Raw genomic sequence first — 26,575 nt, 5'->3', positions numbered from 1 at the left:
AATTCTCTCCTGAAGACGCTGGATCCTGCGGGCCGATACGGCGCTGGGGGTTCCTCCAGGGTATCCGGCGACGCGACGGTCGCGCTGGGGGGGCGCGTGCGACGCTCGCTAGGCTAGTGGCGGACCAACCGGAGCCCAGACCTGTGCAGGAGGTCGCCATGGAACTGACCAAGTTCACCCACTCGTGTGTGCGCATCCAGGAGGGCGACACCACGCTGGTGATCGACCCGGGGAACTTCTCCGAGGTCGAGGACGCCATGACCGGTGCCGACCACGTGCTCATCACCCACACGCACCCCGATCATCTGGATCCCGAGCGGGTTCCCGAGCGGCTCCGGCAGGACCGCGACGTCCACGTCTGGGCGCCGGGATCCGTTGCCGCGGACCTGCGGGAGACGTTGGGGGAGGCGGCTGCCGACCCCTCCGGCAACAAACGGATCCACGACGTCGACGCCGAGACCGAACTGCAGCTGGGCGGGGTCAAGGTCAACACTTTCGGCGGCCAGCATGCCCTGATCCACCCGTTGATCCGCACCGTGGACAACGTGGGTTACCTGCTCAACGACCGGCTCTACCACCCGGGCGACAGCCTGGTGGTCCCGCACGACATCGAACCCAGCACGGCCCTGGTGCCGTTGCACGCACCGTGGTCCAAGATGGCGGAGGTGATCGACTTCATCATCGCCGTGGGTGCGGAGCAGGCCTACCAGATCCACGACGCGCTGCTGTCCGACAACGGGTTCGGCATCGTGGAGAAGCAGGTCACCGCCTTCGCCGCCAAGTACGGCACGCGCTACACCCACCTGGCGACCGGGACCACGGTCCAGGTCTGACCCAGGTCCGCAGTGCCCCGCAGCCCCGCCGCGCGTCAACCCGCCGAGCGTCAACCCGAGGAGAGACTCATGAGCACCATCTTCACCAAGATCATCGACGGCGAGATCCCGGGCCGGTTCGTCTGGCAGGACGAACGCTGCGTGGCGTTCCTGTCGATCGCACCGCTGGCCCAGGGACACACGTTGGTGGTCCCGCGCGAAGAGGTCGATCACTGGCTGGACCTGGAGCCCGAGCTGGCCGCGCATCTCATGAAGGTCTCCCAGGTCATCGGACAGGCGCAGGACCAGGTCTGGTCGCCCAAGCGGGTGGGGCAGATGATCCAGGGCTTCGAGGTCCCGCACTGCCACATCCACGTGTGGCCCACGAACTCCATCGAGGAGTTCGACTTCGCCAACGTCGATCAGAACCCTGATCCGGAACTCATGGAGCAGTCCGCGGAGCGCATCCGCCAGGCCCTTCGCAGCGCGGGACACGAACAGCAGGTCCCGCAGAGCTGACCGAAGCGCAGCGACCGTAGGACTTTGCGCACGGAATTCTGCCGATCACCCCCTCGGATTGGCAGAATTCCGTGCGCGAAGTTCCTCCGGGCCTCCGTGGGGCGTGGATCAGCTGCGGGTGGCGTCTCGCAAGGCCTTGCGGATGCGCTTGGCGGACACCGTGTGGGCCGTTCCCAGCTCCTGGGCGAAGAAGGACACCCGCAGTTCCTGCAGTTCCCACTCGATGGCGGCCAAGGCGGCCGGGACGGGAAGCCCGGCGGGTACAGCGTTGACGGCAGCGTCCAGCTCGTCCTCGAGCGACTGTACTTCAAGCATGTTGGTGGTGTCCCGTTGGATCGCGGAGGCCCCCACCAGCTTGTCCACCCGGACCTGCATGGCCTTGACGTAACGCGGGAGATGTTGCAGATTCGCCCACCCGGTGCGGGTCACGAACTCCGGATCGACCAACCGGTCCAACTGCTCGCGCAGATCGGCGAACGCGTTGACCGCGGCCATGGACGACGGCCGCTTGATGAGCTTGCGCACCGTGTTGGCGTCGGTCAGGACCTGAGCCACCAGGGCAGTGACCTGGAAGACCGTGTCGATCAGGTTGGCCCGCACGAGGTCGAAGAGTGCGTCGAACTCCGCACGGGTCCACGGCGGCTCGGCCGGAACCAGCTTGTCGACGGCGGCGCGGGTGCAGTCCGTGATGAGTGCCTCCACGGACCCGTGCGGGTTCTGGGTGAACACGAGCTTCTCGCGGTTGTTCAGGTGGTCGGAGACGTAGCGCTGGGTCGAGGGCAGACGCCGCAGCAGCAGGGCGATGGTGCCGCGGCGTTGGGCAGCGCGCTGGTCCTCCGCCGTGGTGAAGACCCGAACCTGTGCCGTGGGCCCGTCCGCCGACCCGTCCTTCGAGCGGGCGGGCTCCTTACCCGTGGAGCGGGTTGCACCGGGGGAGGGTGTGGCGTCCAGGGCCGGCCAGCCCGTGATGCGCTGCCCGGCAACGACGGTGTTGACCTTCCTGGGCAGGTCCTCGGACGGCCACTCGGTCACTCCGTCGCGTTCGAGCGCGGTCGGAGAACCCTGGTTCGCATCCGCGGACCCGCCGCCACGGGAGCCCTTCGAGCGCGAACCGGCCTCGGAGTCCTGGCCACGGCCGCCGTTGCGGGTGAAGGCTGCTTTCGCGCGGGCCGGGCTGGGCGCGTCCGGAAGAGCGTCCGCGGTGGTTCCCAGAGATTGTGCGAGGGCCTGACGCACCTGGTCCCTGAGTTGGATCTGCAGGGTGTCCAGGTCCTCGCCCTCACCCAGGACACGGTTGCGGGAATCGCGCACCTCGAAGTGCATCCGGAGGTGCTCGGGCACCCGCGACCAGTCCCAGGACCCGGGCTCGACGACCACACCGCGCAGACGGCGCAGCGCCAACTCCACAGCGGATTCCAGGTCGTCCGTGGCCGGATCCGCTTCCGCTGCCAGGAGCTCGACGACCTGCTGTGCGACGTCGGGGGCGGGAACCACGTTCTTCCGCACCGCCTTGGGCAGGGACTTGATGAGCGCGGTGACCAGTTCGGTCCGCAACCCCGGAATCTGCCACTTGAAGGGCTCGGGGGACAACTGGTTGAGGAACAGCACGGGGACGCGCACCGTCACGCCGTCCGCACGGCGCGACCGCGAACCGGCCGAGTTCGACCCCGGGGCCGACGGCGCGAACGTGTAGTCCAGGTCCAGGGTCAGCTGCCCGCCCTCCGTGGCCTGCACCCACTGGCGGGGGAACGCGGCGTCGTCCCAGTCCGCGGCGTCGTCGTCGATCAACGCGTCGGGGTCGAAGTCCAGGAGGTGCTCGTGGTCCTGGCGGGCCTTCTTCCACCACGTGTCGAAGTGGCGTTGGGACACGACCTCGGAGGGGACACGGGCGTCGAAGAACTCGAACAGTGCCTGGTCGTCGGCCTTCAGATCCTTCCGCCGCAGCCGGTTCTCGAGTTCCTCGACTTCCGCGAGCTTGGCGCGGTTGCGCGCCACGAAGCGGTGCCGGGTCTCCCAGTCACCTTCCACCAGCGCGTGCCGGATGAACAACTCGCGCGAAGTCTCCGGGTCCACCCGCCAGTACCCGACGGGGCGGTCCGTGACCAGGGGAACCCCGTAGAGCGTGACCCGTTCCTTGGCCATGACTGCTCCGCGGGAACGGGACCAGTGCGGTTCGGCGTAACTGCGTTTGACCAGGTCTCCGGCCACTTCCTCGATCCAGGAGGGTTCGACGGCGGCGTTGGTCCTGGCCCAGAGCCGACTGGTTTCCACCAGCTCCGCGGAGACCACGAAGTCGGGTCGCTTCTTGAACAGGTCTGAGCCCGGGAAGATCGAGAACCTGGTTCCGCGGGCCCCCTGGTAGTCACGGGTGCGTTCGTCCCGCACCCCGACGTGGCTCAGGAGGCCGGCGAGCAGGGACTTGTGAACGCTCTCCGTGGCGCCGGCCGGGTCGATCTCCCGGGACCGGCCCACGTCGATGCCCACCGTCCTGCCCATCTGACGCAGCTGTGCGTAGAGGTCCTGCCACTCCCGGATGCGGAGGTAGTTCAGGAACTCCCGCCGGCACATGCGACGGAATGCCGAACTCGACAGCTCGTCCTGCTGCTCCTGCAGGTGCTGCCACAACAGCAGGTATCCAGAGAAGTCGGAGGTCTTGTCCCGGAACCGGGAGTGGAACTCGTCGGCCACCTGGCGCTTGTCCTGGGGACGCTCGCGGGGGTCCTGCACGGTCAGGGCCGCCGCAAGGATCATCACTTCACGGGCACAGCCACGGCTTTGGCCTTCCACGATCATCCTGCCTAGCCGTGGGTCCACGGGCAGCGCGGCCAAGGCCCGGCCGGTCGCGGTCAGGGGTGAGTTGGTCGCCGGTCGTCCGCGGCCCCCACGACGACGGCGTCCGCCCCGGCCCGCCGAGCCGTGCTCGCCGTCGTCGGGACGCCCGCGGCCGGAGCCCGCGGAGGTCCGCAGCGCACCGAGTTCCCGGAGCAACGCCACGCCGTCCTTGACCGCCCGCGACTCCGGCGGTTCCACGAACGGGAAGCGCGCGATGTCGTCGGGGCCGGCGACCACGCCCGCTGCCGTCATCTGGAGGATTACTGAGGCCAGGTTGGTGCGCAGGATCTCCGGGTCCGTGAACTCGGGGCGGGACTCGAAGTCTTCCTGCGAGTACAGGCGGATGCAGATTCCGTCCGACACGCGCCCCGACCGCCCGGCCCGCTGGTTGGCCGAGGCCTGCGAGATCCGTTCGATCGGCAACCGCTGCACCTTGGTGCGCGTCGAGTAGCGGGAGATGCGCGCGGTCCCGGGGTCGATCACGTACTTGATCCCTGGAACGGTCAAAGAGGTCTCGGCCACGTTGGTGGCCAGGACGATCCGGCGCGTCCCCACACCGCCCTGGGAGGAGGTGAACACCCGGTGCTGTTCGGCCATCGTCAAGCGGCCGAACAGCGGCAGGATCTCGGTTCCGCCCAACCTCGGGTGGCCCTTGACCAGGCCCTCGAGGGCCTCCTGGGCGTCGCGGATCTCACGCTCACCGGGGAAGAACACCAGGATGTCGCCCGGCTCCTCCCTCGCGAGTTCCTCGACGGCTTCCAGGACGGCGTCGATCGGGTCCCGGTCCTCCTCGTAGATCCGGGCGCTGCCCGCGCGTGGACCGCTGCGGTCGGTGGCGGGGGAACCGGCGTCGGCACCGGTCGGGGAGTCGCCCTCCGCGACGTCGTCGAAGGAGGAGGCCTCGGCGGTCAGCGGACGGTACCTGATCTCCACCGGGTAGGTGCGGCCCGAGACCTCGATCACGGGGGCCGGTTCAGGTTCTGTGCCCTCGGCGGCACCCGAAGGCAGCGGTTGGTGGAAGTGCTTGGCGAAGCGCTCCGGGTCGATCGTGGCCGAGGTGATGATGACCTTGAGGTCCGGGCGCTGCGGAAGGACGTTCTTCAGGTAGCCCAGCAGGAAATCGATGTTCAGGGACCGCTCGTGGGCTTCGTCCACGATGATCGTGGAGTACTTCTGCAGCAGGCGGTCGTGCTGGATCTCGGCCAGCAGGATGCCGTCCGTCATGAGCTTGATCTTGGAATCCTGGCCCACCTCGGTGGTGAACCGCACCTGGTACCCGACGGTTTGGCCGACCTTCTGTCCCAGTTCCTCCGCGATCCGGTCCGCGACCGAGCGCGCCGCGATCCGTCGTGGCTGGGTGTGCCCGATCAGGCCGCGTTCGGCCAGGCCCATCTCCAGGCACATCTTGGGGATCTGCGTGGTCTTGCCGGACCCCGTTTCACCGGCGATCACGACCACCTGGTGCTCACGGATGGCGGCCTGGATGTCCTCCCGACGCGCGGAGACGGGCAGGTTCTGGGGATAGATGATCGTGGGCGGAGCGGACGGGGCGGTGGGCTCCGGGGACGTGCCGGGGGAGGTGTTGGTCATTGCCGCACCATTCTACGGGCTTTACGGGCGCTGCCCGGATTCAGTAGGCGCCTTTTCCAGAGAGCACAGCGCGCCCGGTCTTGGCCAGGATCAACAGGTCCTGGGTCAGGGACCAGTTTTCCACGTAGGTCAGGTCCAGGCGCACCGTTTCCTCCCAGGACAGATCCGCCCGCCCGGAGACCTGCCAGAGCCCCGTCATGCCCGGTTGGACCAGGAACCTGCGGTGCACGTAGTGCTCGTAGGTCTCCACCTCGTGCGCCAGCGGTGGTCGGGGGCCCACCAGACTCATGTCCCCGCGCAGGACGTTGAACAGTTGGGGGAGCTCGTCCAGGCTGGTCCGGCGAAGATACCTGCCGATCGAAGTGACCCGGGGATCGTCGTGCATCTTGAACAGGATCGGATTGCTCGCGTTGTCGGAGGTCAGTGAAGGAAAGTCTCGTTCAGAGCCGTGCAGCATCGAGCGGAACTTGAGCATGGTGAACGGCTTGCCCCGATGACCGATCCGCTGCTGGGAGTAGAACACCGGTCCACCGTCGCCGATCAGGACGCCCACCGCGATGACCAGGAGCAGGGGTGCCAGGGCCACCAGCAGGGCGGCGCTGCACGTGAGGTCGAAGAGGCGTTTGAGCAACGCGTGCCCGCCCGAGATCTTGGGCGTGGTCACGTGGATGAAGGGCAAACCGGCCACGGGTTGTGCGTGGATCCGCGGGCCGGTTACGTCGGTCAACGCCGGTGCCATGATCAACGAGATTTCCCGTTCCTGGAGTTTCCAGCCCAGGTCCCGAGTCACCGTGGGTGACAGGCCCGAGTCGTTGGCGATGGCTACGGCCCCGACGTCGTACTCGTCGATTGCGGCCAGGAGAACGTCGAGGGACTGCCCGTTCTCGATCACCGGGACCGAACCGTCGATCGCTGGTGAATGTCGGGAGTCCGCCGGGTCCCGCCCATGGGGGACGACCGCCGCCACAGGTACGTATCCGGCGTGTGGGGTGGCCAGAAGTTGACCGGTCACGTGCGCGACGGAGTCCGGACTGCCCACCACCAGGATGCGGCGCAGGAACCGGCCCCGGGCACGACGACGCGCGACCGCTCCGCGCAGCAACCACCGAGCCCCCAGCAGGAACACCAGACCGATCGGGACGGCCAGCGCCACGTATCCCCGGGCCGTTTGCACCTCGGCGAGGTAGGAGACGATGGCCAGGACCCCGAACAGGTAGAAGGTGGCCCTGGCGATGCGTCGGTACTCGTCGCTGCCCACGCCGAAGTTCCTGATCTCACGCGCCCCGGTCCACCACAGGGCCAGCCACCAGGCGGCGCCGAGCAGCAGGGACAAGGCGGTGTAGTTCAGCGGCCCCGCGCCTTCGACCGCCGAATTACCTTGGAAGCGCAGCAACTGGGCCAGCGTCAGCGCGGCCAGGATCGCCCCGGCGTCCACGAGCCCCAGCAACCGTGGCACGGCCACCGCCCAGTCGGCACCCAGGATCCGATCCGGGTCGCCGCTGTCACCGCGGCGTTGAGATCGAGATGTGGATGTTGTGGTCACAGGAGACTCCCCGCTCCCGGGCCTGAGGCACACCCGCCCCGGGTCCTCGCGGTTCGTTTCCCCGTGCCTGAGTACCACCTGGCCTCTCTCCCCAGAGCCTGTTGCGCCATGCCTCTCCACTCCGAGGTTTATGCAATAGCGTGCACAATTATATGATGCTGCGTGGAAATCCGGTCAGGACGGAGGGGCCCTCGGCGGCCCCGGTGCGTGCCCCCGCGGTGCGCTGGACTGCCCTGGTACCGCTCGTGATCTTCTGCGCAGCCGCCCTCTCGCTCTTCCTCTGGCCGGAGGGCACGGGGCTGCACCGCATGAATCTCGACCTGTGGCTGACCTTGCGCTCCTGGGGCGCACCCCGCGCACTGGGACCTGACCAGACGGAGTTCGGCCTCAACGTCCTGATCTTCACAGTGGGCGTGGTCCTAGCCGCAGCGGCCTTCCCCAGGGTGCACCGCAGTGTGTGGGTGTTCGTGGCCGTCGTGGCCAGTGGCGCCGTGGAAGGTCTGCAAGGTTTCGTGCTGCCTGACCGTGAGATGGACTGGCTGGATCTGCTGGCCAATTCGACGGGCGCGATTCTCGGCGCGGTCCTGGTCATGGTCTTCGTCAGGGGCAGGGCACGCTCGCAGGACCGGCGTCGTCGAAACCACGGACGCACACGCGGCTACGGTGGTGTTTCGGACAACGGCACCGCGGGCAGAGACGGGGAAACACCATCGAAGGGAACCTCACGATGGCACCCGGCCTGTGGCTGGGTGCGGTGCCCGTGGTGGCTCTCGTGCTGGTGGTCAGCGAAGCCCTCAAGGCCAAGGCGCCGAGCACGGTGGACGCAGCGTTCCGGGACCTCGCGGTGCCGCGGGTGCTCTCGGCGACCTGGTTGCGTCGGGCGTTCCCCTGGGCGGAGATCCTCCTGGGGCTGGTTCTCGTGACGGCGAACGGAGGTGTGTTCCTGGTCGGCGCCGGCCTGACCGTGCTCCTGTTCCTGGCCTACTGTGTGCTCGTGGCGGGCGCGCTGCGCCGCCCCGATCCGGTGGACTGCGGATGCTTCGGAACGGCGACGACGGGTGTGCTCACCTGGCGCACCCTGGTCCGCAACCTCGTGCTGCTGGCCGCTGCCGCCCTGGTCTGCCTGCGGCCGGAGCCCCTCGCGGGCATGTCATGGAGCCAGAGCGTGATCGAACGGCCGGGGCTCGTGGCCGCGCTCCTGCCGGGGGTCCTGGTGACGGCGGCCGTGGCCTGGGACGCCCGAACGGCCGCACCGGCCGAGACCCCCGCGGCGTCCGGCGTGGGCTCGGTCGGCCCTGCCGAGGACCCCGACGACTACGTGCGCCGACGGACACCCGACTACGTCCTCCACCGTGATCCGGACGCCGCACGGGACCCCCGAGGCGTCACGTTGACCGAGCTGACCGCCAGTCGGCCGGTCATGCTGGTGCGGGCGTCCCCCGATTGCAGTAGCTGCGCCGACCTGCTCGGGCACTGGGAACGGATGGAACGGCGCATCGGGCACGGAGTGGACATGTTCCGCGTGGACCCGTTGCCCACGGGCCCACCCGTGCCGGGGGATTCTTCCCGGGAGTTCTGGGCAGGGCGGCTCCTGTTCGACCACCGGGGTGGTTTCAAGGACCTGTTCCCCGGTCATGCCACGCCGTGGGCCGTCCTGTTGGGAGCGGACGGGCTGCTGGCCTGGGGACCGGAAGTCGGGACCGAGAACATCCTGGCCATGGTCGAGGAGATCGCTCAGGTCCTCCCGCCGCGCAGCGACGGCACGGATCTCGGCGGAGACTTGGGTGCAGATCGCGGTGCAGACCTCGGCGCGGACTCCGGCACGGGCGAAGTCGGCGGTTCCGCCCGAGCCGGGCGGGAAATGGGGCAGCAGTGACAGAGATCCTGGTGGTGTGCACGGGCAACATCTGCCGGTCGCCCTTCGCGGCGCTGTACCTGGCCGACCGCCTGGACCGGATGGCTCCCGGGGAGTTCACGGTCTCCAGCGCCGGCACGTTCGGGCTGGACGGTGCCCCGATGGATCCGAGGGCCGCGCGCAGGCTGGGTTCACAGGGAGTCGACGCAGCCACGTTCAGGGCCCGGAGCCTTGACGATGCGAGCACCGCTGCAGCCGACGTGGTCCTGACCATGACCGGGGAACAGCGGTCCGAGGTGGTGTCCAGGAGCCCGAGCCTGCTCAAACGGGCCTTCACCATGAGGGAGTTCGCGCAACTGCTGGAGAATCTGCTGGGTGCTACGGACGCTCCGCAGGGGCGGCTCCGGGAGTCGATTCCACGAGGCCAGGGGGACAAAGCCGAAGAGCGGTGGCGTATGCTGCCCAGGACGCTGAGTTCCCTCCGCGCCGTGACCACCGTGCCCGAACCGGACGTCACCGACCCCTACGGGCGGGACGACGCCGCGTTCGACGTCATGGTGGACCAGCTCATGCCCGCTCTGAGGACGATCCTCGACGCCGAGCGCGCGTGGCGCGACTGAAGGGCACCGCGTCGGGGCCGGGGCGTACGGGCTCCTCGCTCGGTCAGGCGCGTGCCGGGGTCACCCAGTTGCCGCCGTCGGAGGCCGGATTCCGGTTCTCGGTGTTGTCCGGGTACCTCGTGACGTTGTCGTAGCCGTTGTTCGTGATCAGCCTGGACCAGCGGATGGTGGGGTAGGCGCTCTGGCCGCCACTCCTGGTCCGGTAGACGTGCGGTGTGCGACCCGTGCTGTTGACACTGCTGGGGTGGCGGCGTGCCACGGTGTAACTCAGCGAGGAGTCCACCACGCTGCCCTGGTTGGACGGGACGGTTCCGGTGGAGGGACTCACGCTCAGGGTCCAGGCATTGTTCTGGGAGTAGTTGGTGGTCGGGGACTCGTTGGTGCCGCCGGTTCCCGTGCCGCCTCCGCTGACCTGGACCGTCCATGTCAGGACGGTTCCCCTGGGGACCACGCCTTCGGTCGAGGTCACGCCCAGGTAGATGCTGTGGGTCTGATAGCTGATCCTGCCGCCGCGGTAGAAGAGCTGACACACGCTGGTGGTGATCTGGTTCTGGGAGGCCGCGTAGGCCGGTGCCGCGGTTGCCGCCAGGACCGCCGGCGCGGTCCAGGCTGCGGTGGTGACGATGCGGCGTCGGGTGATCTGGTGAGTGGGCACGCCGGGCGCGGAGGAGGGGGGTTCCTGCGGCATGTTCGTCCTTGGATCAGTGACGGCTGCTCGATGAGTAGTAGTACGCATCTGAATAGTAACCGTACTCATTGGCCCCCGAGCCCTTGCGGGGAACCTGGTTGAGCACAGCTCCCAGGATCGTGGCGCCGACCGTGTGGAGCCGCGCGACCGCCTTGGTCAGGTCGTCCAGATTGGTCTTGTTGGCCTGCGTCACGATCACCACGCCGTCGGCACCCTTGGCCAGCACGGACGGGTCCGTGACGGGCAACAGGGGCGGCGAATCGATGACCACCATGTAGTCCTGCCCCATGCGCGCCAGCAGGTTGCGCATGGTCTTGGAGCCCAGCAGTTCGGAGGGGTTCGGCGGCGTCCGTCCCGCGCCCAGGAGATGGACGTTGGAACCGGGTTCCCAGTCCTGCAGGACGTCCTCGAGTTCGGCCGCACCGGCCAGGACGTCCGTCAGACCCGCACCCTCCGTGAGCCCGAACAGTTCGGTCTGCACAGGCCTCCGGAGGTCGGCGTCGACGAGCACCGTCGGCTGACCCAGGGCTCCCAGCGTGACCGCGAGATTGGCCGCGACGGACGATTTCCCTTCCCCAGCCACGGAGGAAGTCACGACGACGGTGCGTGGCGGATCGTCCACGTTGGCGAATGTCAGATTGGTCCGGAGCTGGCGGAAGGCCTCCGAGGTGGCCCAGGCCTCCCGGTCCTTGCGTGGGGGAGCGGTGGGGATGACCCCCCGCTTGGCCGTGAGTCGCTTGTCCAGCGGGATGGTGCCCAGGATTGCCAGGCCGGTGGCATTTGCGACGGCCTCCGAGGAACGGACCTTTCGGTCGAACAGGCTCCGGGCGAGCACGTAGAGGGCAGCCAGCAGCAGGCCGACGCCTACGCCCACTAGGAGGTTCAGGCGGAGATCCGGGGACACGGGGGATTCCGGGACGGATGCGGAGCTCACCGGGACGACCTGGACCAGACCGGTGCCGTCCTCGGAGGATTCGGGAGACGCTTCCTCCCCACCGTCTTCGGAGGGCGACGGGGACGGTGGCTCGTAGTTGTTGCCTTCCGTGGCGATCGACTCGATGCGTTGCACTTCCTGGGTCAGCGCCCCGGCGTAGGCGTCGGCGACCTTGGCGGATCCTTCGGGGGAATCAGAGCGGCCCTCGACCTTGATCTGAGAGGTTCCTGGGACCACGGAGAAAGCGACGTCGTGGACCGGGGTTCCGTCCAAGGACTCGGCCGCGATCTGGGCAACTTCGGGGGATCCCCCGAGTTGCATGTACGAGTCGGCTTTCGACAGGGAGACGCTGTCAGCGGTCATGTAATCGCCCAGCGTGTTGCTGTTGCCCGTGACCACCATGACGGTGTTCGTGGACGAATAGACCTTGGGCATGAGCAACGCGATGGCTGCTCCGGCTGCCACGGACAGGACAATCAGTGCTAGAGCGACTTTCCAGTACCATCCCGCGGCCCGGGCGACGGCCCGGAGTCTGTGCGCGATGTGCACGGGGGCGTCGAGGTATTGCTCGTCCGAGGTGTCCTGCTGGGGCACGGGGTCTCCGCTTCAAGAGTCGTGGGTGGACCGACCAGGGTGGTGGCCGACAGGTCGGCCTTGCCCCGGATGCCAAGCACCCCCCTGTGCAGCCCACACGGGGTACGTACTTGGAATGTCAACTATATTCTGTAGCATCGTGTTTGCCCATTTCGGCAGAGGCCACGGCCGGTCGGATGCTCGCCCCCCGAGGGCACCCGAGAACCCCGGCTGCCCCGTACCCCCCTCGGCCGCGAACACCCGCGGTGATGTCAAGGAGATCAGGCGTGGACGATTCCACTCGACTGTCACCGGTCACCGTCGTCATCCCGCATTACGGGGACCCCGCCCAGGCCGATGGGCTCATCCACCTGCTCCTCGGTGACGACAGCGACGACGGCGGGAAGCACGCCGGCCCCACCGGCGACGGTGACCGCCGCACGGGTGAGGCCGGTGCGCCGTCGATCATCGTGTGCGACGACGCCTCACCCTCACCCTTTCCGTTGCCGTGGCCCTCGCCCGAGCGACCCGACCCGCGGGTCCAGGTGATCCGCCGCTCGACCAACGGGGGATTCGGGGCCGCCGTCAACACGGCACTCGCGCAGGTCAACACGCCGTTGGCGCTCGTGCTGAACTCCGACGTCGTGATGACCGCCGAACAGGTGGCCGAGCTGGTCCGTGCCGCTGAACCCTGGCAGCCGGCCGTGGCCAGCCCGGCCGTTACCCACCCGGACGGGACCTGGCAATGGGCCGGACGCCAATTCCCCACGATCGCCCACCAGGTCACCGAGTGGCTCACGCCCCTGGCGCGCTGGCGGACCCACCTGCACGACGCCGTGGGGCACGACGTCCGCGCCCAACAGTCCGAGACGACCACGCCCGTGGACTGGGTCATGGGAGCCGCGATGCTGCTGCCCCTGGCGGAGGTTCGCGCCGTCGGCGGGTTCGACGAAGGGTTCCACATGAACTGTGAGGAGGTCGACCTGCAGCGCCGCCTCCGGATGCGCTCCGTGCCCTCCGTGCTGGTTCCCACGGTGCGGGTCTCCCACGTCGGGGGAGGCTCGTCCGCAGCCGGGAAGCGACGGGAATGGCTGGTCGAATCCCGGTTCCGCTACGCCCGGAAGTGGGGGCACCCCGAGGTGCTCCGCTGGAGTCTGCGAGCCGCGACTCTGGTGAACTTCTCCGTCAACGGCCTGCGGCGCCTCCGGGGCACTCCGGTACGCCCCGTGGAGGTTCTTCGGCAGGAAATGGGGCTGCTCCGATGACGCCCTCCGCCGACGGCCGTCGGCTCTTGTTGATCTCGCCGGCATTCCACGGCTACCACCACGGCATTGCCCGGGGTTTCGAAGAGGTGGGCTACGACGTCGTGACCCACCGCTACGACGCCCTGGACAGCTTCGCCATGAAGGCCCGGAACAAGGCGTGGTTGGAACTGCCCGAGCGTTGGGGAGTCGACCGGCACCGCGCCAGGTCCGACTGGGACACCCGCCGAGCGGTCGAGGCCGTGCGGAGGACCGAGCCGGACCGGGTGATCGTGATCAAAGGCGACACCCTGGGGGAGGACCTCTGGGGAGAACTGGCTGACCGGCGGATTCCCGTCATCCTCTGGCTCTACGACGACCTGGCACGGCACCGACACTCGATCGAGTTCCTGCGCACCGTGGGACCGGTGCTGAGTTACGCGGCAACGGAGGCCCAGCAGCTGCGAGCAATGGGAGTGCGGGCGCACCATCTTCCCAACGCCTACGACCCCCACCTGCTCCACACCGCGGCCCGTCCCGGACACGGCTGTGCAGCCGGAATCGGGGAGGTGGTCTTCGTGGGCTCCCGCTACCCGAACCGCGTGGACCTGCTGAACCACCTGCACGGCAACGGCGTCTCCGTGCGCGTCTACGGTCGGCAGTGGAGCGGGCACCCCGTGGACCGATTGCGCACGTGGGAATGGGCCCGCCCCGGCCTGCCGTGGCACCGTGACATCTCCCTGTCCGAAGCCTATGCGGTCCAGGCGGAGGCGGCGGCCGCGGTCAACATTCACGGCCGACAGGGGGGACTGTCCATGCGGACTTTCGAGGTGCCCGGGGCCGGTGGGCTCCAGCTGGTCGACCGGGCGGACGTGGCCGAGTTCTACGAACCGGCCAAGGAAGTGCTCGTCTTTTCCGATCGGGACGAACTGCTGGATCTGTCGCGTCGTGCCGTGGCAGACCCCGCGTGGGGCCGTCGCATCCGGGAAGCGGGACGGCGCCGGTCCCTGGCCGAGCACACGTTTGCCCATCGGGCTCACAGCGTCGAACAGTGGTGGGAGTCATGAGCCCGGGCCCCGCATTTCCCGGCCCGGCGTTTCCAAGCCCGGAGGACCTTGCCGCGTGGCACCGATGGCAGTGTGGGCGGCAACCCCTGCCGCGCCGGGCGCGGGCGGTCCTCCGAGCCGAGCGCGCGCCGCTGTACCTGCAGCACGACGGCGCCCCCGTGCACACCCTGGTCGCACTGGACTCGCTGGGTCCCACCCAGACGGCTGCGCTGCTCCGGCCGACGGAGCGCGCCGCTCTGCTTCAGGGCGTGGCGGACGGGGTCGCCTATCTCCTTCCGCAGGAACTGTCCGTGCGGGTGGTCACGGACATGGTGACCGGGTCACGGCACAGCCCACTGCCCACCCGAGCCCGGGTGGTGGACACGGTTGCGGACATCTCACGCGTCCCCGAGGTACTGCGACACCTTGACCAGGTCCTGGCGGTGGGCAACTACCTGGCCCCCGGAGCAGCTGCGTACCGCTGGGCGTGTGCCACCGGGGCCCGTTTCACTGTGGTGCAGCACGGGCTGTTGGCCCACCAGGTGCCGCCCTTGCCGGCGCAGTCGCACCTGCTGGCCTTCACCGAAAGGGACGCCGACTGGTGGCGGGCGGGGCGAACCGACGTGACCACGACGACCGTCGGCTCCCAGCTGCTGTGGGAGGCCGCCCGCGGCGTCGGGACCCCCGAGGAGCCGTCCCGGCCCGGAGCCGGCACAGGAGCCGGTACAGGAGCGGGCGCCGGAACCGGTGCCGACGGCGCGGCCACCACCTTCGATCCCGGGGTGTTCCTGGGCCAGCTCCACGGAGCGGAACTGGCCCGCCGCGATGCCGCCCGCGCCGCTCTGACGTACTGCCGGGCCACGGGTGCCGTGTACCGACCCCACCCGGCCGAGACCGACAAGCTCTCCCGCATGACCCACGCCGTGTGGCAGCGTCAAGGTCTGACGATCGGTTCCTCGGCCACGCCTTTGGCCCGCACCACGGGTCCCGTGGCGGCGGTCTTCTCGACCGGGGTGCTGGAAGCTGCTGCGGCTGGCCGTCCCGCGTGGGTCACCCACCCCGCACCGCCCGCGTGGCTGCTCGAATTCTGGGATCGGTACGGCATGACCAGGTGGCAGCCGGGGACGGATCCCACTCCCACCCTCGCCCTGCCCGAACCCACGACCGAACCGGCCACCGCGATTGCCGCTCACCTGTTCCCGGGCGCTGCGCCGCACACCGAGCGCGATTCCGGCTCCTCGTCCCACCATCCGGGGCCGAACACCCTGCGACCGAGAGGCGGACAGCCGTGACCATTCTGTGCGTGATCCCCGTACGCGGCGGGTCCAAGGGCGTCCCGGGCAAGAACATCCGTGACCTGGGCGGACTGCCGCTGGTCGCCTGGACCATCCGGTCCGCATTGGCCGCCGAGGCCGACCTTCGCGTGCTGGTCTCGACCGACTCTCCCGAGATCCGCGAAGTCGCCCTCGAACACGGCGCGGAGGTTCCGTTCCTGCGCCCGTCGGAACTGGCCGAGGACCTGACCCCCAGCGAACCGGTGATCGAACACGCACTGTCCCATCACCGCGCCGAAGCCGGCGAACCCGAGGGCGTGCTCTTCCTGCAGGCAACCAGCCCGCTGCGGTTCCCGGGGACCCTGGACCGAGCGGTGGACCAGTTCCGTGCCACGCGGGTGGATAGCCTGGTGGGGGTGGTTCCCGTGACTCCGTTCCTGTGGCGCTACGATGCCGAACCCTCAAAGGAGGCACCCACGGGGCACCCGGTGGCCGACTACGACGTCTACGCCCGCTTGCGGCGCCAGGACATGTCCCGGATCGACCTCCGGTACCGGGAGAACGGCTCGCTCTACCTGACCCGCCCCGGGATCTACGACCGCCTCCACAACCGCATCGGCGGCACGGTGGGCCTGTTCGAACTGGACGACCTCGAAGGAACCGACATCGACACCGAACTCGACTTCACCCTGGCCGAGCAACTGGTGGCCCGGCACGCCAAGGCGCTGGGGAACGACGGCGCCGCGACCACCGCAGCGGCGGCACCGTCGTCCGCGGATCGGCCGGGGGGCCGCCGATGATCATCGAACGTCGACTCACCCCGTACCTGGTCTTCGCCGAAGACTCAGTGCTGGTCGCGTTGCGGAAGATGACGGAGAACAAGGACCGGATCGTGTTCTGCGTGGACAGCCGCGGACAGCTCCACGGCTCCATCTCCGACGGCGACTTCCGCCGCTGGATCATCGCGAACCCGCAGGCCGACCTGGAGGTGGCCTCCGCCGTCGTGGCCAATCGAGACGTGGTGACGCTGCCGTTTGGGGCCGACACCGCCGAGATCCTGGCCGCCTTGCCCGTCGGCGCCGCGCACCTCCCGCTGCTGGACGAGCGCGGGCGGCTGGCGGCACTGGCGATCAACAAGGACGCCGAACTACGGATCGGCGAGCACGCCGTCGGCCCCGGACAGCCGTGCTTCGTGATCGCCGAAATCGGCAACAACCACAACGGCTCCGTGGACCTGGCGCGTGAGCTGGTCGACCGGGCGGCGGAGGCCGGGGCCCAGGCCGTGAAGTTCCAGCTGCGGGACATGGGCGCTCTTTACCGGCAGACCGGTTCGGCCGGGGAAGACCTGGGGGTCCAGTACACCCTGGACCTGCTGACCAAGTTCGCGCTGCCCGCCCCGGACCTGCTCCCCGTGTTCGACCACGCCCGGGACCGTGGACTGGCCGTCATGTGCACGCCCTGGGATTCCCCGAGTGTGAAGGCCCTGGCGGATTACGGCGTGGACGCCCTCAAGATCGCCTCCGCGGACCTGACCAACCACGACCTGCTGAAGGACGCGGGATCACACCGTCTCCCCATGGTGCTCTCCACGGGCATGAGCAGGGAGGAGGAGATCAGGGAATCGGTGGACCTGGTGCGCTCGTTGGGTGTCCCGTTCGCGCTGCTGCACTGCCAGTCGACCTACCCGGCACCGTTCAAGGACATCAACCTGGCCTACATGGACCGGCTCGGCGAGATCGGGGGCTGCCCGATCGGCTACTCCGGCCACGAACGCGGCATCCACGTCCCGGTGGCCGCAGTGGCGCGCGGTGCCAAGATCATCGAGAAACACCTGACCTGGGACCGTGCGATGGAGGGCAACGACCACAAGGTCTCCCTCCTGTCCGAGGAGTTCTCGCGCATGACCGCACAGATCCGGGAGGTCGAAGCGTCCCTGGGCAGCACCCGGCCCCGCGTGGTCTCCACGGGGGAGGCCATGAACCGGATCAACCTGTCCAAGTCCCTGGTGGCCAGCCGCCAGCTGGAACCCGGGCATGTGGTCGGGGAGGCCGACGTCGAGGTCAAGAGCCCCGGACGTGGCCTGCAGCCGAACTCGCGGCACCGCCTGATCGGCCGAACGCTGCACCGGTCCGTGGGACAGGGGGAGTTCTTCTTCGAAGGCGACCTGCACGACGTCGTCCCCACGGCCCGTCAGTTCCACTTCGACCGCCCGTGGGGTCTTCCCGTCCGCTACCACGACATCGCGGCGCTCACCACTGATTGCACGCCGGACTTCCTGGAATTCCATTTCTCCTACAAGGACCTGGAGATCGATCCGGCTGACGTCCTGCCGCAAGCGCTCACGGGACGCAGCATCCGGGCGTTCACCACCCACCTCCCGGATCTGTTCGCGGGGGACTTCCTGGTGGACCTGGCCTCCCGGGACGCCGAACACCGGGCGGAGTCCATCCGCCAGGTGCAGCGCACGATCGACGTCACCCGGGCCCTGAGCACCTGGTTCCCGGACGCCGACGACGAACCCCTCATGGTGGTCACGATGGGTGGCTTCACCACGGATCGTCACCTGGGTGCCGGCCGCCGCGCTCCGGCCTACGAACGGGTTGCGGAGGCCTTGGGGAAGCTGGACACGACCGGGGTGCGGATCGCGGCCCAGACCCTGCCGCCCTACCCCTGGCTCATGGGTGGCCAGCAGTTCCACAACCTGTTCCTTGACCCCGCGGACACGGCCGAGTTCGCCCGGACCACGGGCACCGGGTTGTGCCTGGACATCTCCCACACCAAGCTCGCCGTCACGTTCCTGGGGCTTTCGTTGTCCGAAGCCGTTGAGCAGTTGGCCCCGTACACGACGCACCTTCACCTGGTCGACGCGGTCGGTGTGGACGGCGAAGGCGTCCAGATCGGGGAGGGCGAGGTCGACTGGCCCGCCCTGGCCTCGCAACTGCGCCGTTCGGCCCCCGGGGTCCCGTTCATCCCGGAGATCTGGCAGGGCCATGTCAACGGCGGCGCCGGGTTCTGGACCGCCCTGGAACGTCTGGAGGAATGGCTGTGACGGCGATTCCGGAGCAACCTTTCGCGGACCCAGTGACGCTCTGGGCGGTCCCCGTCGGCGAGCTCGGCGGGGTGGGGCGGCATGTGCTCGACGTTGCGCGTACGGGACTCGACGGGCTCCGGCTGGTCGTGCTGTGCCCGCCCGGACCGTTGGCCCGTGAGTTGGAGGCCGTAGGGGCCGCGGTGGTCGTGTCGCCAGACTTCGGCCCGGCGGCCGGCGTTCGTGCCTCCGTCCGCGCGCTCCGCCGCAACGCACGCCGTGTGGGAGCGGCGGTGGTGCACACCCACCTGGCCTACGCAGACGTCGTCGCCGCCTGTGCCTTCGCCACGGACCGCAGCGTCCAGCTGATCTCGACCGAGCACGGTATTGCGGGCGAGGACCTCCTGTATCACGGCACCCGGTGGCGCTCCCGGCTCAGCACTCACCTGCACTCGGCACGGCTGCGTCGCTTCGACGCCCTGATCGCGGTCTCGGAATCCACCCGGCGCACCATGCTGGACAAGTGGAACGTGCCGCTGCCGGTCACTGTGATTCCCAACGCGGTGAACGCACGGCCCGTGCGGACCCGCGCGGAGGAGGGCGGTCCGCGGATCCTCTCCCTGTCCCGCCTGGCACCGGAGAAGCGCATCGACCTCCTGCTGCGCGCCATGCCGTTGATCCTGGAACGTGCCCCCGGGGCTCGTCTGACGGTGGCCGGCACGGGACCGGATCTCGAGTCCTTGCGTGAGCTGGCCGCCGACCTCGGAATCGTGGCGGCAGTCCGTTGGCCGGGTTTCGTGGACGCCTGGGAGGCCATGGGACGGCACGACGTCGTGGTCCAGCTCTCCGCATGGGAGAACCTGAGCTACACCCTGCTCGATGCTCGCGCGGCGGGTCTGCGCGTGGTGGCCACGGACGTCGGCGGCAATTCCGAGATCCTGCCGCCCGCGAACCTGCTCACGGGCCCGACGCCGCAACGGGTTGCCGACGCGGTGCTGACGGCCCCGGCCGTGACCGCTCCGGAGGACCGGCCCGGGTCGGTCGCCGACATGGTCCGGGCCATATCCGCCGTGACCACAGAGGTGATCCCGTGAGCCCGGTGACCCCCGTGACGCCGGTGACCGTTCCCGGCCGGAGCCGTCCTGCCCGGAGGCCACCGGGCCCTCGTTCGTTGACCCGCCAGCGGTGGCTGCGCGCCGTGCGCGCGGAGAAGACCCGGTGGCCCACCGCCGTGCTCGGGTTCTTCCTGGTCATGGACGGCAGCACCATGCCCTGGTGGCCGACCACCGTGCCACCGGCCCAGCTCGCCCTGGCCGGCCTGGCGGCCCTGGTGCTGTTGCGGATCACTCCGCCCACCCGTGGGACGCGTCTGCTGGCCATTGCCCTGGGCTGTGTGCTGGGCAGCGTGTTGCTCTCCACGCTCAGTGCCGGTCACGTGGAGGCCAAACGGTTGGGGACCGTGTTCGCGTGGGCGCTGGTCATGTACGGCGTGGCCCGCGGCAGCGTCTCGATCGCATCCCTCGCCCGCGGCATCGGGCTCGGCCTGTTCGTGGGGCTGGTCTACGGTGTGGTGTTCTGGTCCTCGAGTCTCTACGAGAACCGGCTGACCGGTGTCCTGGGCGATCCGAACACCGCCGGGCTGGCGCTGGCCACCTTGGGACCCCTGGCCGTCGTGTTCCTTCGGCACCGCTGGACCAGGGTGGCTCTGGCACTCACGGTTCTCACGGCGGTGATCCTGACCGCCTCGCGGACCTCCATGTTCGCCCTCGCCGTGGCCGGGGTCCTGATTCTGCTCGCCCACAAGCTCCACCCGGTGGTGGTGGCGGGCCTGCTGTGGCTGGCCGTGTGGTGGCTCTCCAGCACCGCGCACTCCGGAACGGCGGAGACGTTCTTCGACCGCGGGTACTTCGCCGACCGGGAGGGCAGCGACCACCTGCGCAGCATGCTCGCACCGCTCGAGGAACAGAAGCGCCTGGCCGGCGGTTGGTTCGGCCACGGACCTGGCGAGGCCTACGTGGTCCTGGGCAACGACTTCCAGATGTTCTCCCACGACAGCTACTCGGCCTTCCAGATGGAGTTCGGCAAGCTCGGGGTGGTGGCGCTCGTGCTCCTGGCGTTGACCCTGCTCCTGCGACAGCTCCACCGCGGCGGGTACTTGGACCCCCTGATGAACTGGCCGGTGGCCGCTTGCGGCGTGGTGCTGGTGTGTTCCACCAACCTGGGGGAGTCCCTGCTGACCCCGTCGGCCGCCGTCGCTGCCGGTGCGCTGGTCCTCGTCTCGCGCCACGCACGACGACGCCGTCCGCCCACCACCCGCCCCGAGCGTCCCCCGGCGACCGGTGGCCGCCAGGAGGCGGCGGACACGCACGGGGAGGTGGACACGCCCGTGGCCGACGCTCCGTGGAACACTCCGGCGCCGTGGCAGGTGGGGTCATGATCGTTCATCTGGCGGCCAATCACGGTGCGTTGGGCGGAGGTGAGGTCATGCTGATCCGTACCGCCCAGATCCTGCGCGACCTCGGACAGGACCCGCACGTCGTGTGCCCTGCGGCCCCCGCCGACCTCGCCGACCGTGCACGAGAGGCGGGATTCCCCGTTACCACACTGGGCGGGGCGGGGACTGTCAGCTACCTGTGGGCACTGCGGTGCTGGGCCACCCGGCACCGGAACGACCTCACATGGTGCCACGGCCTGCGGCCCTCCCTGGCGCTCGCGGGTCAGGACCGGCGGTTCGTACACCTGCACCAGATCCCGCGTGGCAGTCACCGGATCCTGACCCGGGTTGCGCGATGGCGCGCGTCCCGCACTCTGGTCCCGTCGGAGACCGCGGCGCTCGCCGTCCCGGGAGCCCAAGCGTTGGGCAACTGGACGGACGAGATTTCCACCGGGACGGGTGAGGACCGGAGTCCGGCGTCGATCACATCGCGCCCCGAGGAACTGACCGTGGGGTACCTCGGTCGGATCAGCGAGGGCAAGGGGGTCCCGGAGCTGCTGACGGCCTTCGAGGACTTCCGTCGCGCCGGGTGCCGGTCGGGCAGCGACGGCGGGGATCCCGGCAGCCCGGATCACGACGGCGGAGATCACGACGGCGCGGGCCACGTGTCCTCCGGCCCCCGCCTGCTGGTCGGCGGGGCGGCACGGTTCGTCCCGCCGGAGAAGGCCCGTGACCTGGACCGGCGCCTGCGTGATGTCCCGGGCGTGGAGCCCCTCGGATGGATCGCCCCGGCAGACCTGTTCGAGCGCGTGGACGTGCTGGTGTGTCCGTCGGTGGCGCCCGAGAGCTTCGGTCTGGTGGTGGCCGAGGCGATGGTCGCCCGCGTCCCCGTCGTCGCCACGAGTGTCGGAGCGCTCCCGGAGGTGCTCGGCACCGATCACCCGCTGCTCGTGGAACCCGGCGACACCGCTGGTCTGGTGCGAGCGCTGGATACGTTCGAGGCCATGTCCACCCGGCAGCGGGCGGAGCTGACGGATGCGCAGTACGACCGCTGGTCGGAGCGCTGGTCGCCGTCGGCCGGACGCCGGCGTGTCGCCGCATTGCTGGGACTGCCCTCGGATCCGGACCCGGAATCCGGCCCCGCAACGGTGGCAGGGGGTCGCTCATGACCGCAGCCCGCCTGTCTGTCCTGGTGCCCACGCACGGGGGAGCGGACCGACTGCCCGTCCTCCTGGCCGCCCTCGCCACCCAGAACCAGGCTCCGCCCTTCGAGGTCTGCGTGGTCGTCGACGGTGACGTGGACGGCACGGAAGCGGTCCTGACCGCTGCCGCGGCCCAATACCCCGATCTCGCGCTCCGGTACCGGATTCATCCCGGGAACCGCGGACGAGTCGCAGCACTGGAGACAGCCGCCGAGATGGCCCGCGGCGAGATCCTGGTGCGTTGCGACGACGACCTGGAACCCGACGAGCACTTCGTCGGACACCATGCCCGTGCGCACGCGGACGGGACGACGCGCGGCGTCGTCGGCCTGTACCGCAACCGGTACCCGGACACGCCGTACGCCCGTGCCTACGGCCGCGAGCAGGACCGCCTCTTCCGGCGCGAGGCCTACTCGGCCTCGAGCTCCCTGCGGTGGCGGTACTGGGCCGGTAACGCCTCGGTCCCCGCCGCCGCCTACCGTGAACTGGGTGGATACGACCCCGACTACCGACGCTACGGCTGGGAGGACGTCGACTTCGGCTACCGGCTCAACCGGGCCGGTGTCCCTGTCGTCCTGGAGCCCGCGTTGGAGACCGTGCACCGCGTCGCGGCCACCACGACGGCGCAGCGCGCGACGCGGGCCCTTCACGCCGGGGCGGCTCGGGCCACGTTCGTCGAGAAGCACGGGGCCGACGTCCTCCCCGGGCCCGCAACTCACGGCTTGTGGGGCCGCTGCATCCGACTTGCCGCGAGGGCCACGGGCGTGGGCACCACTCGAACCGTCGGCCACCTCATAGACTTCTTGCTTCCGGCATTCCCCCGGAAGATCGCCAGGAAGTGCATCGCCTTCATCATCGAGACGGCAGATCTTGCCGGCTTCCTGTACCCGGAGAGAGCACGTGACACGTTCTGAGAATCCCCCCAAGGGCATTGTGATCGCCCACGACTACCTCACCCAACGCGGTGGGGCCGAACGCGTCGTTCTCACCCTCCACCGGATGTTCCCCGACGCGCCGATCTACACGACCCTATATCACCCGGAGGGCACCTTTCCCGAGTTCGCCGAGGCCAAGATCATCACGTCGCGACTCAACCGGGTGGGGCTGTTCCGACACCATCACCGCGCGGCGCTGCCCCTGTTGCCGCTGGCGTCGTCGCTCATGAAGGTACCGTCGGGGACGGCCATCGTCTCGAGTTCCGGATGGGCCCACGGGTTCCGCTACAAGGGCCCCACCGTGGTGTACTGCCACACTCCCGCGCGGTGGGTCTACCTCATGGAGGAGTACCTGGGAACGCGCTGGTGGAAGCGCCCCCGCGGTGTGGCGGTGAAGTTGCTCCACCCGCTGCTCAAGCGGTGGGACCACCACGCGATGGCGCAACGGGACTACTACCTGGGTAACTCGACCGTGGTCCAGGAACGGATCCGGAACATCTACGGTCGGCAGGACGTGGGCCTGATCCACCCGCCGCACGCCGTGGACACCGGAGGGGAGCTGCAGCCCGTGCCGGAGGCCGAGCACCTCCTGGACGGCAACGGGTACTTCCTGGTTGTCTCACGCCTGCTGCCCTACAAGAACGTGGACGCGGTGATCGAGGCGGCAGCGGTCGCCGGGAAACGTCTCCTGGTCGTGGGCCGTGGTCCGCTGGAGATGGAGTTGCGCAGCATGGCCCACGACGACGTGCTGTTCGTCAAGGACCTCACGGAGCCGCAACTGCGGTGGGCCTACGCCCACGCCACAGCCTTGGTGGCCGTCAGCTACGAGGACTTCGGCATCACACCCCTGGAGGCCTCCGCCTGGGGTGTGCCGACGATCGCCCTGCGGGCCGGGGGCTACCTGGACACGATCCGCCCCGGGGTCAACGGGATCTTCACGGATACGGCCACGGCCCCGGACATCGCCCGCGCCATGCAGGAGGTCCAGGAGCTGCCGTGGGACCCCGAGGCCATGAAGGCGCACGCGGACCTGTTCTCCGAACAACGGTTCGCCCGGGAGATCGACGAATTGCTGAGGCGCTTCACCGGTCCGCCGTCCGACGCACCACCCCGGTGAGCTCGAGCTGGTGCAGGACGTGTAGCAGGCCGGCGCGTAGTTCATCGGCTTCCGGGGCCGAGCCGATGAAGCTGGTGCGCGACAGGAAGCCTTCTGCCAGCTCGTCCAAGGTCCGAGGGCGAGTCCCGGGCTCTTCGTCGTTTTGGGAGGTCTCGGTGCGGGTCGAGCCGTCGGGGTCGGCGTCCTGGTCACCGGCCAGGAGCTCCCACACCGTTGCCGCCGGCTCGTTCAGGACGTGGGGGACAGGGTGCGCGAAGTGCAGCACGGCCACGGTGCCGGTGGCCGTCCGGGTCCAACTGACGTGGTGCGCGGCCGCCCACCGGTCCCCGGGGCTCGTGGAGCCGTGCGTCGGTGCGGCGGGCACGGCGTCCTCCGTCGGTTTTCCGGTCATGACCCCTCCCGGACGTGAGTTGCGACGGCGGCGATCCTACGCCGGTACTCGCGCAGATAGTCCCTCCGGCGCGGCGCGCGGCCCAAGGCCATGTGCAGGTGAGCGCGGTTCACCACGACCGCGGCGGCCAGCACCCGCAGCTTCCGGGCGGGGGTGCGGGCCGCGTGCAGCCGGGCCGAGAGCAGCGTGGCCCGATCGGCGTCGTCGTGGACGGCCTGCCACACGCGGACCTGGCTGGGGTCTGCCCCCAGGTCCTCACCGGTGGCGACCAGCCACGGGTCCTCGGCGCCCCAATCGCGCACGCTGCGCTGCAGGGTTGCTCGCTGTGCTCCGGTGAGCCCGCTCAGGACGTGGTCCACGTCCTGCTTCCCGCGGCTCGGATTGCGCGCGGCATGCAGCACGATGATGAGCACGTGGTCCAGGGGCGCGGCGACAGGGCATGGCCAGTGCGCCACGTCCACGACGGTGCGACGGTCCCACAACGCCTCGAAGACTTCTGCGGGCCGTGCTCGGAACCCCGGCAGGTGCCGGTGAACGTCCACGTACCCCAGGTGGGCGTGCCACAGCGTGGCGGCGTGCCGGAAGATCGACCCTTCGTCGTACCCCGTTACCAGCTCCCACCCGGCGTTCTGCAGCGCGTCCAGCGCGGCGTCGGTACGGGTGGGATCGACGACGACGTCCACGTCCGAACTCGACCGTTCGGGCGGGAAGATCGTGGCCGCCGCGTAGCCCTTGACGTGCAGCGCGCGGATACCGGCCTGCTGCAGGGTGTGGTCCACCAGGCCATGGGAGAGGCGGATACGTGTTTCGAGGTCCACCTCGGCCTTCGCGGAGGTGCCGGGCGCCCCGGGGGAGGCGGGTTCGGGCGTGTGTTCTGCCGGCGTGTTCACCGGCCCCGCTCCAGAAGATCCAGGAGATAGCTGCCGTACCCGCTCTTGGTCAGGGGCTCCGCCCGCTCCCGCAATTCGTCGTCCGTCAGCAGTCCGGTCCGCCACGCGACCTCCTCGGGACAGCCGACCTTGAGCCCCTGGCGTGATTCGACCGTCCGGATGAAGTTGGAGGCGTCGTTGAGATCGGCGAAGGTCCCCGTGTCCAGCCAAGCCGTACCGCGGGGGAGGACCTGCACGTCAAGTGTCCCGCGGTCCAGATACACCTTGTTGACGTCCGTGATTTCCAATTCGCCGCGCGCGGACGGCTTGAGGTCACGTGCGATGTTCACGACGTCGTTGTCATAGAAATACAATCCCGGAACCGCATACTGACTCTTGGGATGCTTCGGCTTTTCCTCGAGAGAAAGAATTTTCCCCTGTTCGTTGAATTCCACGACGCCGTAAGAATGTGGGTTGCGGACCCAGTAACCGAATATGCTGCCGCCGTGGACGTCCCTGTGGGCGCGCAATTGTGTGCCCATGCCGGGGCCGTAAAAAATGTTGTCACCCAGGATGAGAGCAACATTGTCTGCCCCGATGTGGTCTTCGCCCAGCAAGAACGCCTGAGCCAGGCCGTCGGGTGACGGCTGTTCGGCATACGTGATGTTCACCCCGAACCGTGCGCCGTCGCCCAACAAGCGCCTGAACTGTGCGGCGTCCTGCGGCGTGGTGATGACCAGGATGTCCTGGATTCCCGCGAGTATCAGGGTCGACAACGGGTAATAGATCATCGGTTTGTCGAAAACGGCAACCAATTGTTTGGAGACACCCAAGGTGATGGGGTGCAGACGCGACCCCGTGCCACCGGCCAGAATGATGCCCTTCATCATGGGGCAACCCTACCGTGTGCCTCCGACGGTTCTCCCGGGCTCGTCAACGCTGCGCATCCGGAAGGCGTGCGAGAATGAGCCCATTCCCGGTCGACCCTCGCAGTCAAAGCCCTGCCGTGGTCGGGCGGTGAGTCAGTGGTGGCGAGAGCCCGAGTGGCCCGGAAAGGAAAAGTCGGTGGCGG

General features: G+C 69.0%; 21 protein-coding genes and 1 pseudogene. 15 read left to right on the top strand and 7 right to left on the bottom strand.

Annotated features, from left to right (window positions below; translation table 11 throughout):
- Positions 1–158: 158 nt before the first annotated feature.
- Positions 159–833, top strand: coding sequence for an MBL fold metallo-hydrolase (locus EDL96_RS08045; protein ID WP_123825268.1), 675 nt, complete (start codon positions 159–161; stop codon positions 831–833).
- A gap of 69 nt (positions 834–902) precedes the next feature.
- A complete protein-coding gene (locus EDL96_RS08040; protein ID WP_123825267.1) occupies positions 903–1,331 on the top strand; it encodes an HIT family protein in 429 nt (142 codons plus the stop codon).
- A gap of 108 nt (positions 1,332–1,439) precedes the next feature.
- On the opposite strand, the gene EDL96_RS08035 is transcribed toward EDL96_RS08040, so the two are convergent.
- The gene (locus EDL96_RS08035; protein WP_123825266.1) at positions 1,440–5,753 is read right to left on the bottom strand and encodes a DUF3418 domain-containing protein; all 4,314 of its coding nucleotides are present in this window, start codon (positions 5,751–5,753) and stop codon (positions 1,440–1,442) included.
- A gap of 40 nt (positions 5,754–5,793) precedes the next feature.
- Positions 5,794–7,296, bottom strand: coding sequence for a sugar transferase (locus tag EDL96_RS08030; RefSeq protein WP_123825265.1), 1,503 nt, complete (start codon positions 7,294–7,296; stop codon positions 5,794–5,796).
- A gap of 152 nt (positions 7,297–7,448) precedes the next feature.
- Between EDL96_RS08030 and EDL96_RS14030 the strand changes: the two are divergent.
- From EDL96_RS14030 to EDL96_RS13365, 3 genes and pseudogenes are all read left to right on the top strand, one after another.
- A pseudogene (locus EDL96_RS14030) lies at positions 7,449–7,883 on the top strand (VanZ family protein); the annotation flags it as partial.
- Between the two features lie 140 nt (positions 7,884–8,023).
- The gene (locus tag EDL96_RS13740) at positions 8,024–9,172 is read left to right on the top strand and encodes a MauE/DoxX family redox-associated membrane protein (RefSeq protein WP_233568773.1); all 1,149 of its coding nucleotides are present in this window, start codon (positions 8,024–8,026) and stop codon (positions 9,170–9,172) included.
- Positions 9,169–9,771, top strand: coding sequence for an arsenate-mycothiol transferase ArsC (locus EDL96_RS13365; RefSeq protein WP_158609551.1), 603 nt, complete (start codon positions 9,169–9,171; stop codon positions 9,769–9,771). Before EDL96_RS13740 ends, EDL96_RS13365 begins: the two co-directional genes overlap by 4 nt.
- Positions 9,772–9,814: 43 nt before the next feature.
- On the opposite strand, the gene EDL96_RS08015 is transcribed toward EDL96_RS13365, so the two are convergent.
- A complete protein-coding gene (locus EDL96_RS08015; RefSeq protein WP_123825263.1) occupies positions 9,815–10,459 on the bottom strand; it encodes a hypothetical protein in 645 nt (214 codons plus the stop codon).
- Between the two features lie 13 nt (positions 10,460–10,472).
- Positions 10,473–11,987, bottom strand: coding sequence for a polysaccharide biosynthesis tyrosine autokinase (locus tag EDL96_RS08010; protein ID WP_123825262.1), 1,515 nt, complete (start codon positions 11,985–11,987; stop codon positions 10,473–10,475).
- Positions 11,988–12,253: 266 nt separating this feature from the next.
- Here EDL96_RS08010 and EDL96_RS08005 point away from each other — a divergent pair, with 266 nt between their 5' ends.
- The 10 genes from EDL96_RS08005 to EDL96_RS07960 are packed head-to-tail and all read left to right on the top strand — an operon-like array spanning position 12,254 to position 24,243.
- On the top strand, positions 12,254–13,231 hold the full coding sequence (locus tag EDL96_RS08005; protein ID WP_233568772.1) for a glycosyltransferase family 2 protein: 978 nt from the start codon (positions 12,254–12,256) through the stop codon (positions 13,229–13,231).
- Complete coding sequence (locus EDL96_RS08000) at positions 13,228–14,274, top strand: CgeB family protein (RefSeq protein ID WP_123825260.1); 1,047 nt, start codon at positions 13,228–13,230, stop codon at positions 14,272–14,274. Before EDL96_RS08005 ends, EDL96_RS08000 begins: the two co-directional genes overlap by 4 nt.
- Positions 14,271–15,545, top strand: coding sequence for an RNA-binding protein (locus EDL96_RS07995; RefSeq protein ID WP_123825259.1), 1,275 nt, complete (start codon positions 14,271–14,273; stop codon positions 15,543–15,545). Before EDL96_RS08000 ends, EDL96_RS07995 begins: the two co-directional genes overlap by 4 nt.
- On the top strand, positions 15,542–16,327 hold the full coding sequence (locus tag EDL96_RS07990; RefSeq protein WP_123825258.1) for an acylneuraminate cytidylyltransferase family protein: 786 nt from the start codon (positions 15,542–15,544) through the stop codon (positions 16,325–16,327). The genes EDL96_RS07995 and EDL96_RS07990 overlap by 4 nt, the downstream gene beginning before the upstream one ends.
- On the top strand, positions 16,324–18,576 hold the full coding sequence (locus EDL96_RS07985) for an N-acetylneuraminate synthase family protein (protein ID WP_123825257.1): 2,253 nt from the start codon (positions 16,324–16,326) through the stop codon (positions 18,574–18,576). Before EDL96_RS07990 ends, EDL96_RS07985 begins: the two co-directional genes overlap by 4 nt.
- Complete coding sequence (locus tag EDL96_RS07980) at positions 18,573–19,649, top strand: glycosyltransferase (protein WP_233568771.1); 1,077 nt, start codon at positions 18,573–18,575, stop codon at positions 19,647–19,649. Before EDL96_RS07985 ends, EDL96_RS07980 begins: the two co-directional genes overlap by 4 nt.
- Positions 19,646–20,992: a hypothetical protein gene (locus tag EDL96_RS07975; RefSeq protein ID WP_123825255.1), complete on the top strand. Its 1,347-nt coding sequence runs from the start codon at positions 19,646–19,648 to the stop codon at positions 20,990–20,992. The genes EDL96_RS07980 and EDL96_RS07975 overlap by 4 nt, the downstream gene beginning before the upstream one ends.
- On the top strand, positions 20,989–22,158 hold the full coding sequence (locus EDL96_RS07970) for a glycosyltransferase family 4 protein (RefSeq protein ID WP_123825254.1): 1,170 nt from the start codon (positions 20,989–20,991) through the stop codon (positions 22,156–22,158). The genes EDL96_RS07975 and EDL96_RS07970 overlap by 4 nt, the downstream gene beginning before the upstream one ends.
- Positions 22,155–23,105, top strand: coding sequence for a glycosyltransferase family 2 protein (locus tag EDL96_RS07965; RefSeq protein ID WP_123825253.1), 951 nt, complete (start codon positions 22,155–22,157; stop codon positions 23,103–23,105). The genes EDL96_RS07970 and EDL96_RS07965 overlap by 4 nt, the downstream gene beginning before the upstream one ends.
- A complete protein-coding gene (locus EDL96_RS07960) occupies positions 23,092–24,243 on the top strand; it encodes a glycosyltransferase (protein ID WP_199732563.1) in 1,152 nt (383 codons plus the stop codon). Before EDL96_RS07965 ends, EDL96_RS07960 begins: the two co-directional genes overlap by 14 nt.
- Here EDL96_RS07960 and EDL96_RS07955 read toward each other — a convergent pair.
- The 3 genes from EDL96_RS07955 to rfbA are packed head-to-tail and all read right to left on the bottom strand — an operon-like array spanning position 24,209 to position 26,390.
- Positions 24,209–24,634 carry a hypothetical protein gene (locus EDL96_RS07955; protein WP_123825252.1) on the bottom strand — a complete coding sequence of 142 codons (426 nt, stop codon included), beginning with the start codon at positions 24,632–24,634 and terminating at the stop codon, positions 24,209–24,211. The two genes, EDL96_RS07960 and EDL96_RS07955, sit on opposite strands and share 35 nt — an antisense overlap.
- Positions 24,631–25,524, bottom strand: a complete 894-nt coding sequence (locus EDL96_RS07950; protein ID WP_158609549.1) for a nucleotidyltransferase family protein — start codon at positions 25,522–25,524, stop codon at positions 24,631–24,633. Before EDL96_RS07950 ends, EDL96_RS07955 begins: the two co-directional genes overlap by 4 nt.
- Complete coding sequence (gene rfbA, locus EDL96_RS07945; protein WP_123825320.1) at positions 25,521–26,390, bottom strand: glucose-1-phosphate thymidylyltransferase RfbA; 870 nt, start codon at positions 26,388–26,390, stop codon at positions 25,521–25,523. Before rfbA ends, EDL96_RS07950 begins: the two co-directional genes overlap by 4 nt.
- Positions 26,391–26,575 lie beyond the last annotated feature (185 nt).

This window comes from Kocuria soli (genome assembly GCF_003797835.1).
In the GTDB taxonomy this organism is placed as follows: Bacteria; Actinomycetota; Actinomycetes; order Actinomycetales; family Micrococcaceae; genus Kocuria; species Kocuria soli.
The sequence above is the reverse complement of the archived record's forward strand: the minus strand, read 5'-3'. Positions and strand labels throughout refer to the sequence as shown.

Coding starts and splice junctions, on each gene's coding strand:
- EDL96_RS08040 (WP_123825267.1), top strand. CDS start 903: ATGAGCACCATCTTCACCAAGATCATCGACGGCGAGATCCCGGGCCGG.
- EDL96_RS07985 (WP_123825257.1), top strand. CDS start 16,324: ATGATCATCGAACGTCGACTCACCCCGTACCTGGTCTTCGCCGAAGAC.
- EDL96_RS08015 (WP_123825263.1), bottom strand. CDS start 10,459: ATGCCGCAGGAACCCCCCTCCTCCGCGCCCGGCGTGCCCACTCACCAG.
- EDL96_RS08035 (WP_123825266.1), bottom strand. CDS start 5,753: ATGACCAACACCTCCCCCGGCACGTCCCCGGAGCCCACCGCCCCGTCC.
- rfbA (WP_123825320.1), bottom strand. CDS start 26,390: ATGAAGGGCATCATTCTGGCCGGTGGCACGGGGTCGCGTCTGCACCCC.
- EDL96_RS07955 (WP_123825252.1), bottom strand. CDS start 24,634: ATGACCGGAAAACCGACGGAGGACGCCGTGCCCGCCGCACCGACGCAC.
- EDL96_RS08000 (WP_123825260.1), top strand. CDS start 13,228: ATGACGCCCTCCGCCGACGGCCGTCGGCTCTTGTTGATCTCGCCGGCA.
- EDL96_RS07995 (WP_123825259.1), top strand. CDS start 14,271: ATGAGCCCGGGCCCCGCATTTCCCGGCCCGGCGTTTCCAAGCCCGGAG.
- EDL96_RS13740 (WP_233568773.1), top strand. CDS start 8,024: ATGGCACCCGGCCTGTGGCTGGGTGCGGTGCCCGTGGTGGCTCTCGTG.
- EDL96_RS07970 (WP_123825254.1), top strand. CDS start 20,989: ATGATCGTTCATCTGGCGGCCAATCACGGTGCGTTGGGCGGAGGTGAG.
- EDL96_RS07965 (WP_123825253.1), top strand. CDS start 22,155: ATGACCGCAGCCCGCCTGTCTGTCCTGGTGCCCACGCACGGGGGAGCG.
- EDL96_RS08045 (WP_123825268.1), top strand. CDS start 159: ATGGAACTGACCAAGTTCACCCACTCGTGTGTGCGCATCCAGGAGGGC.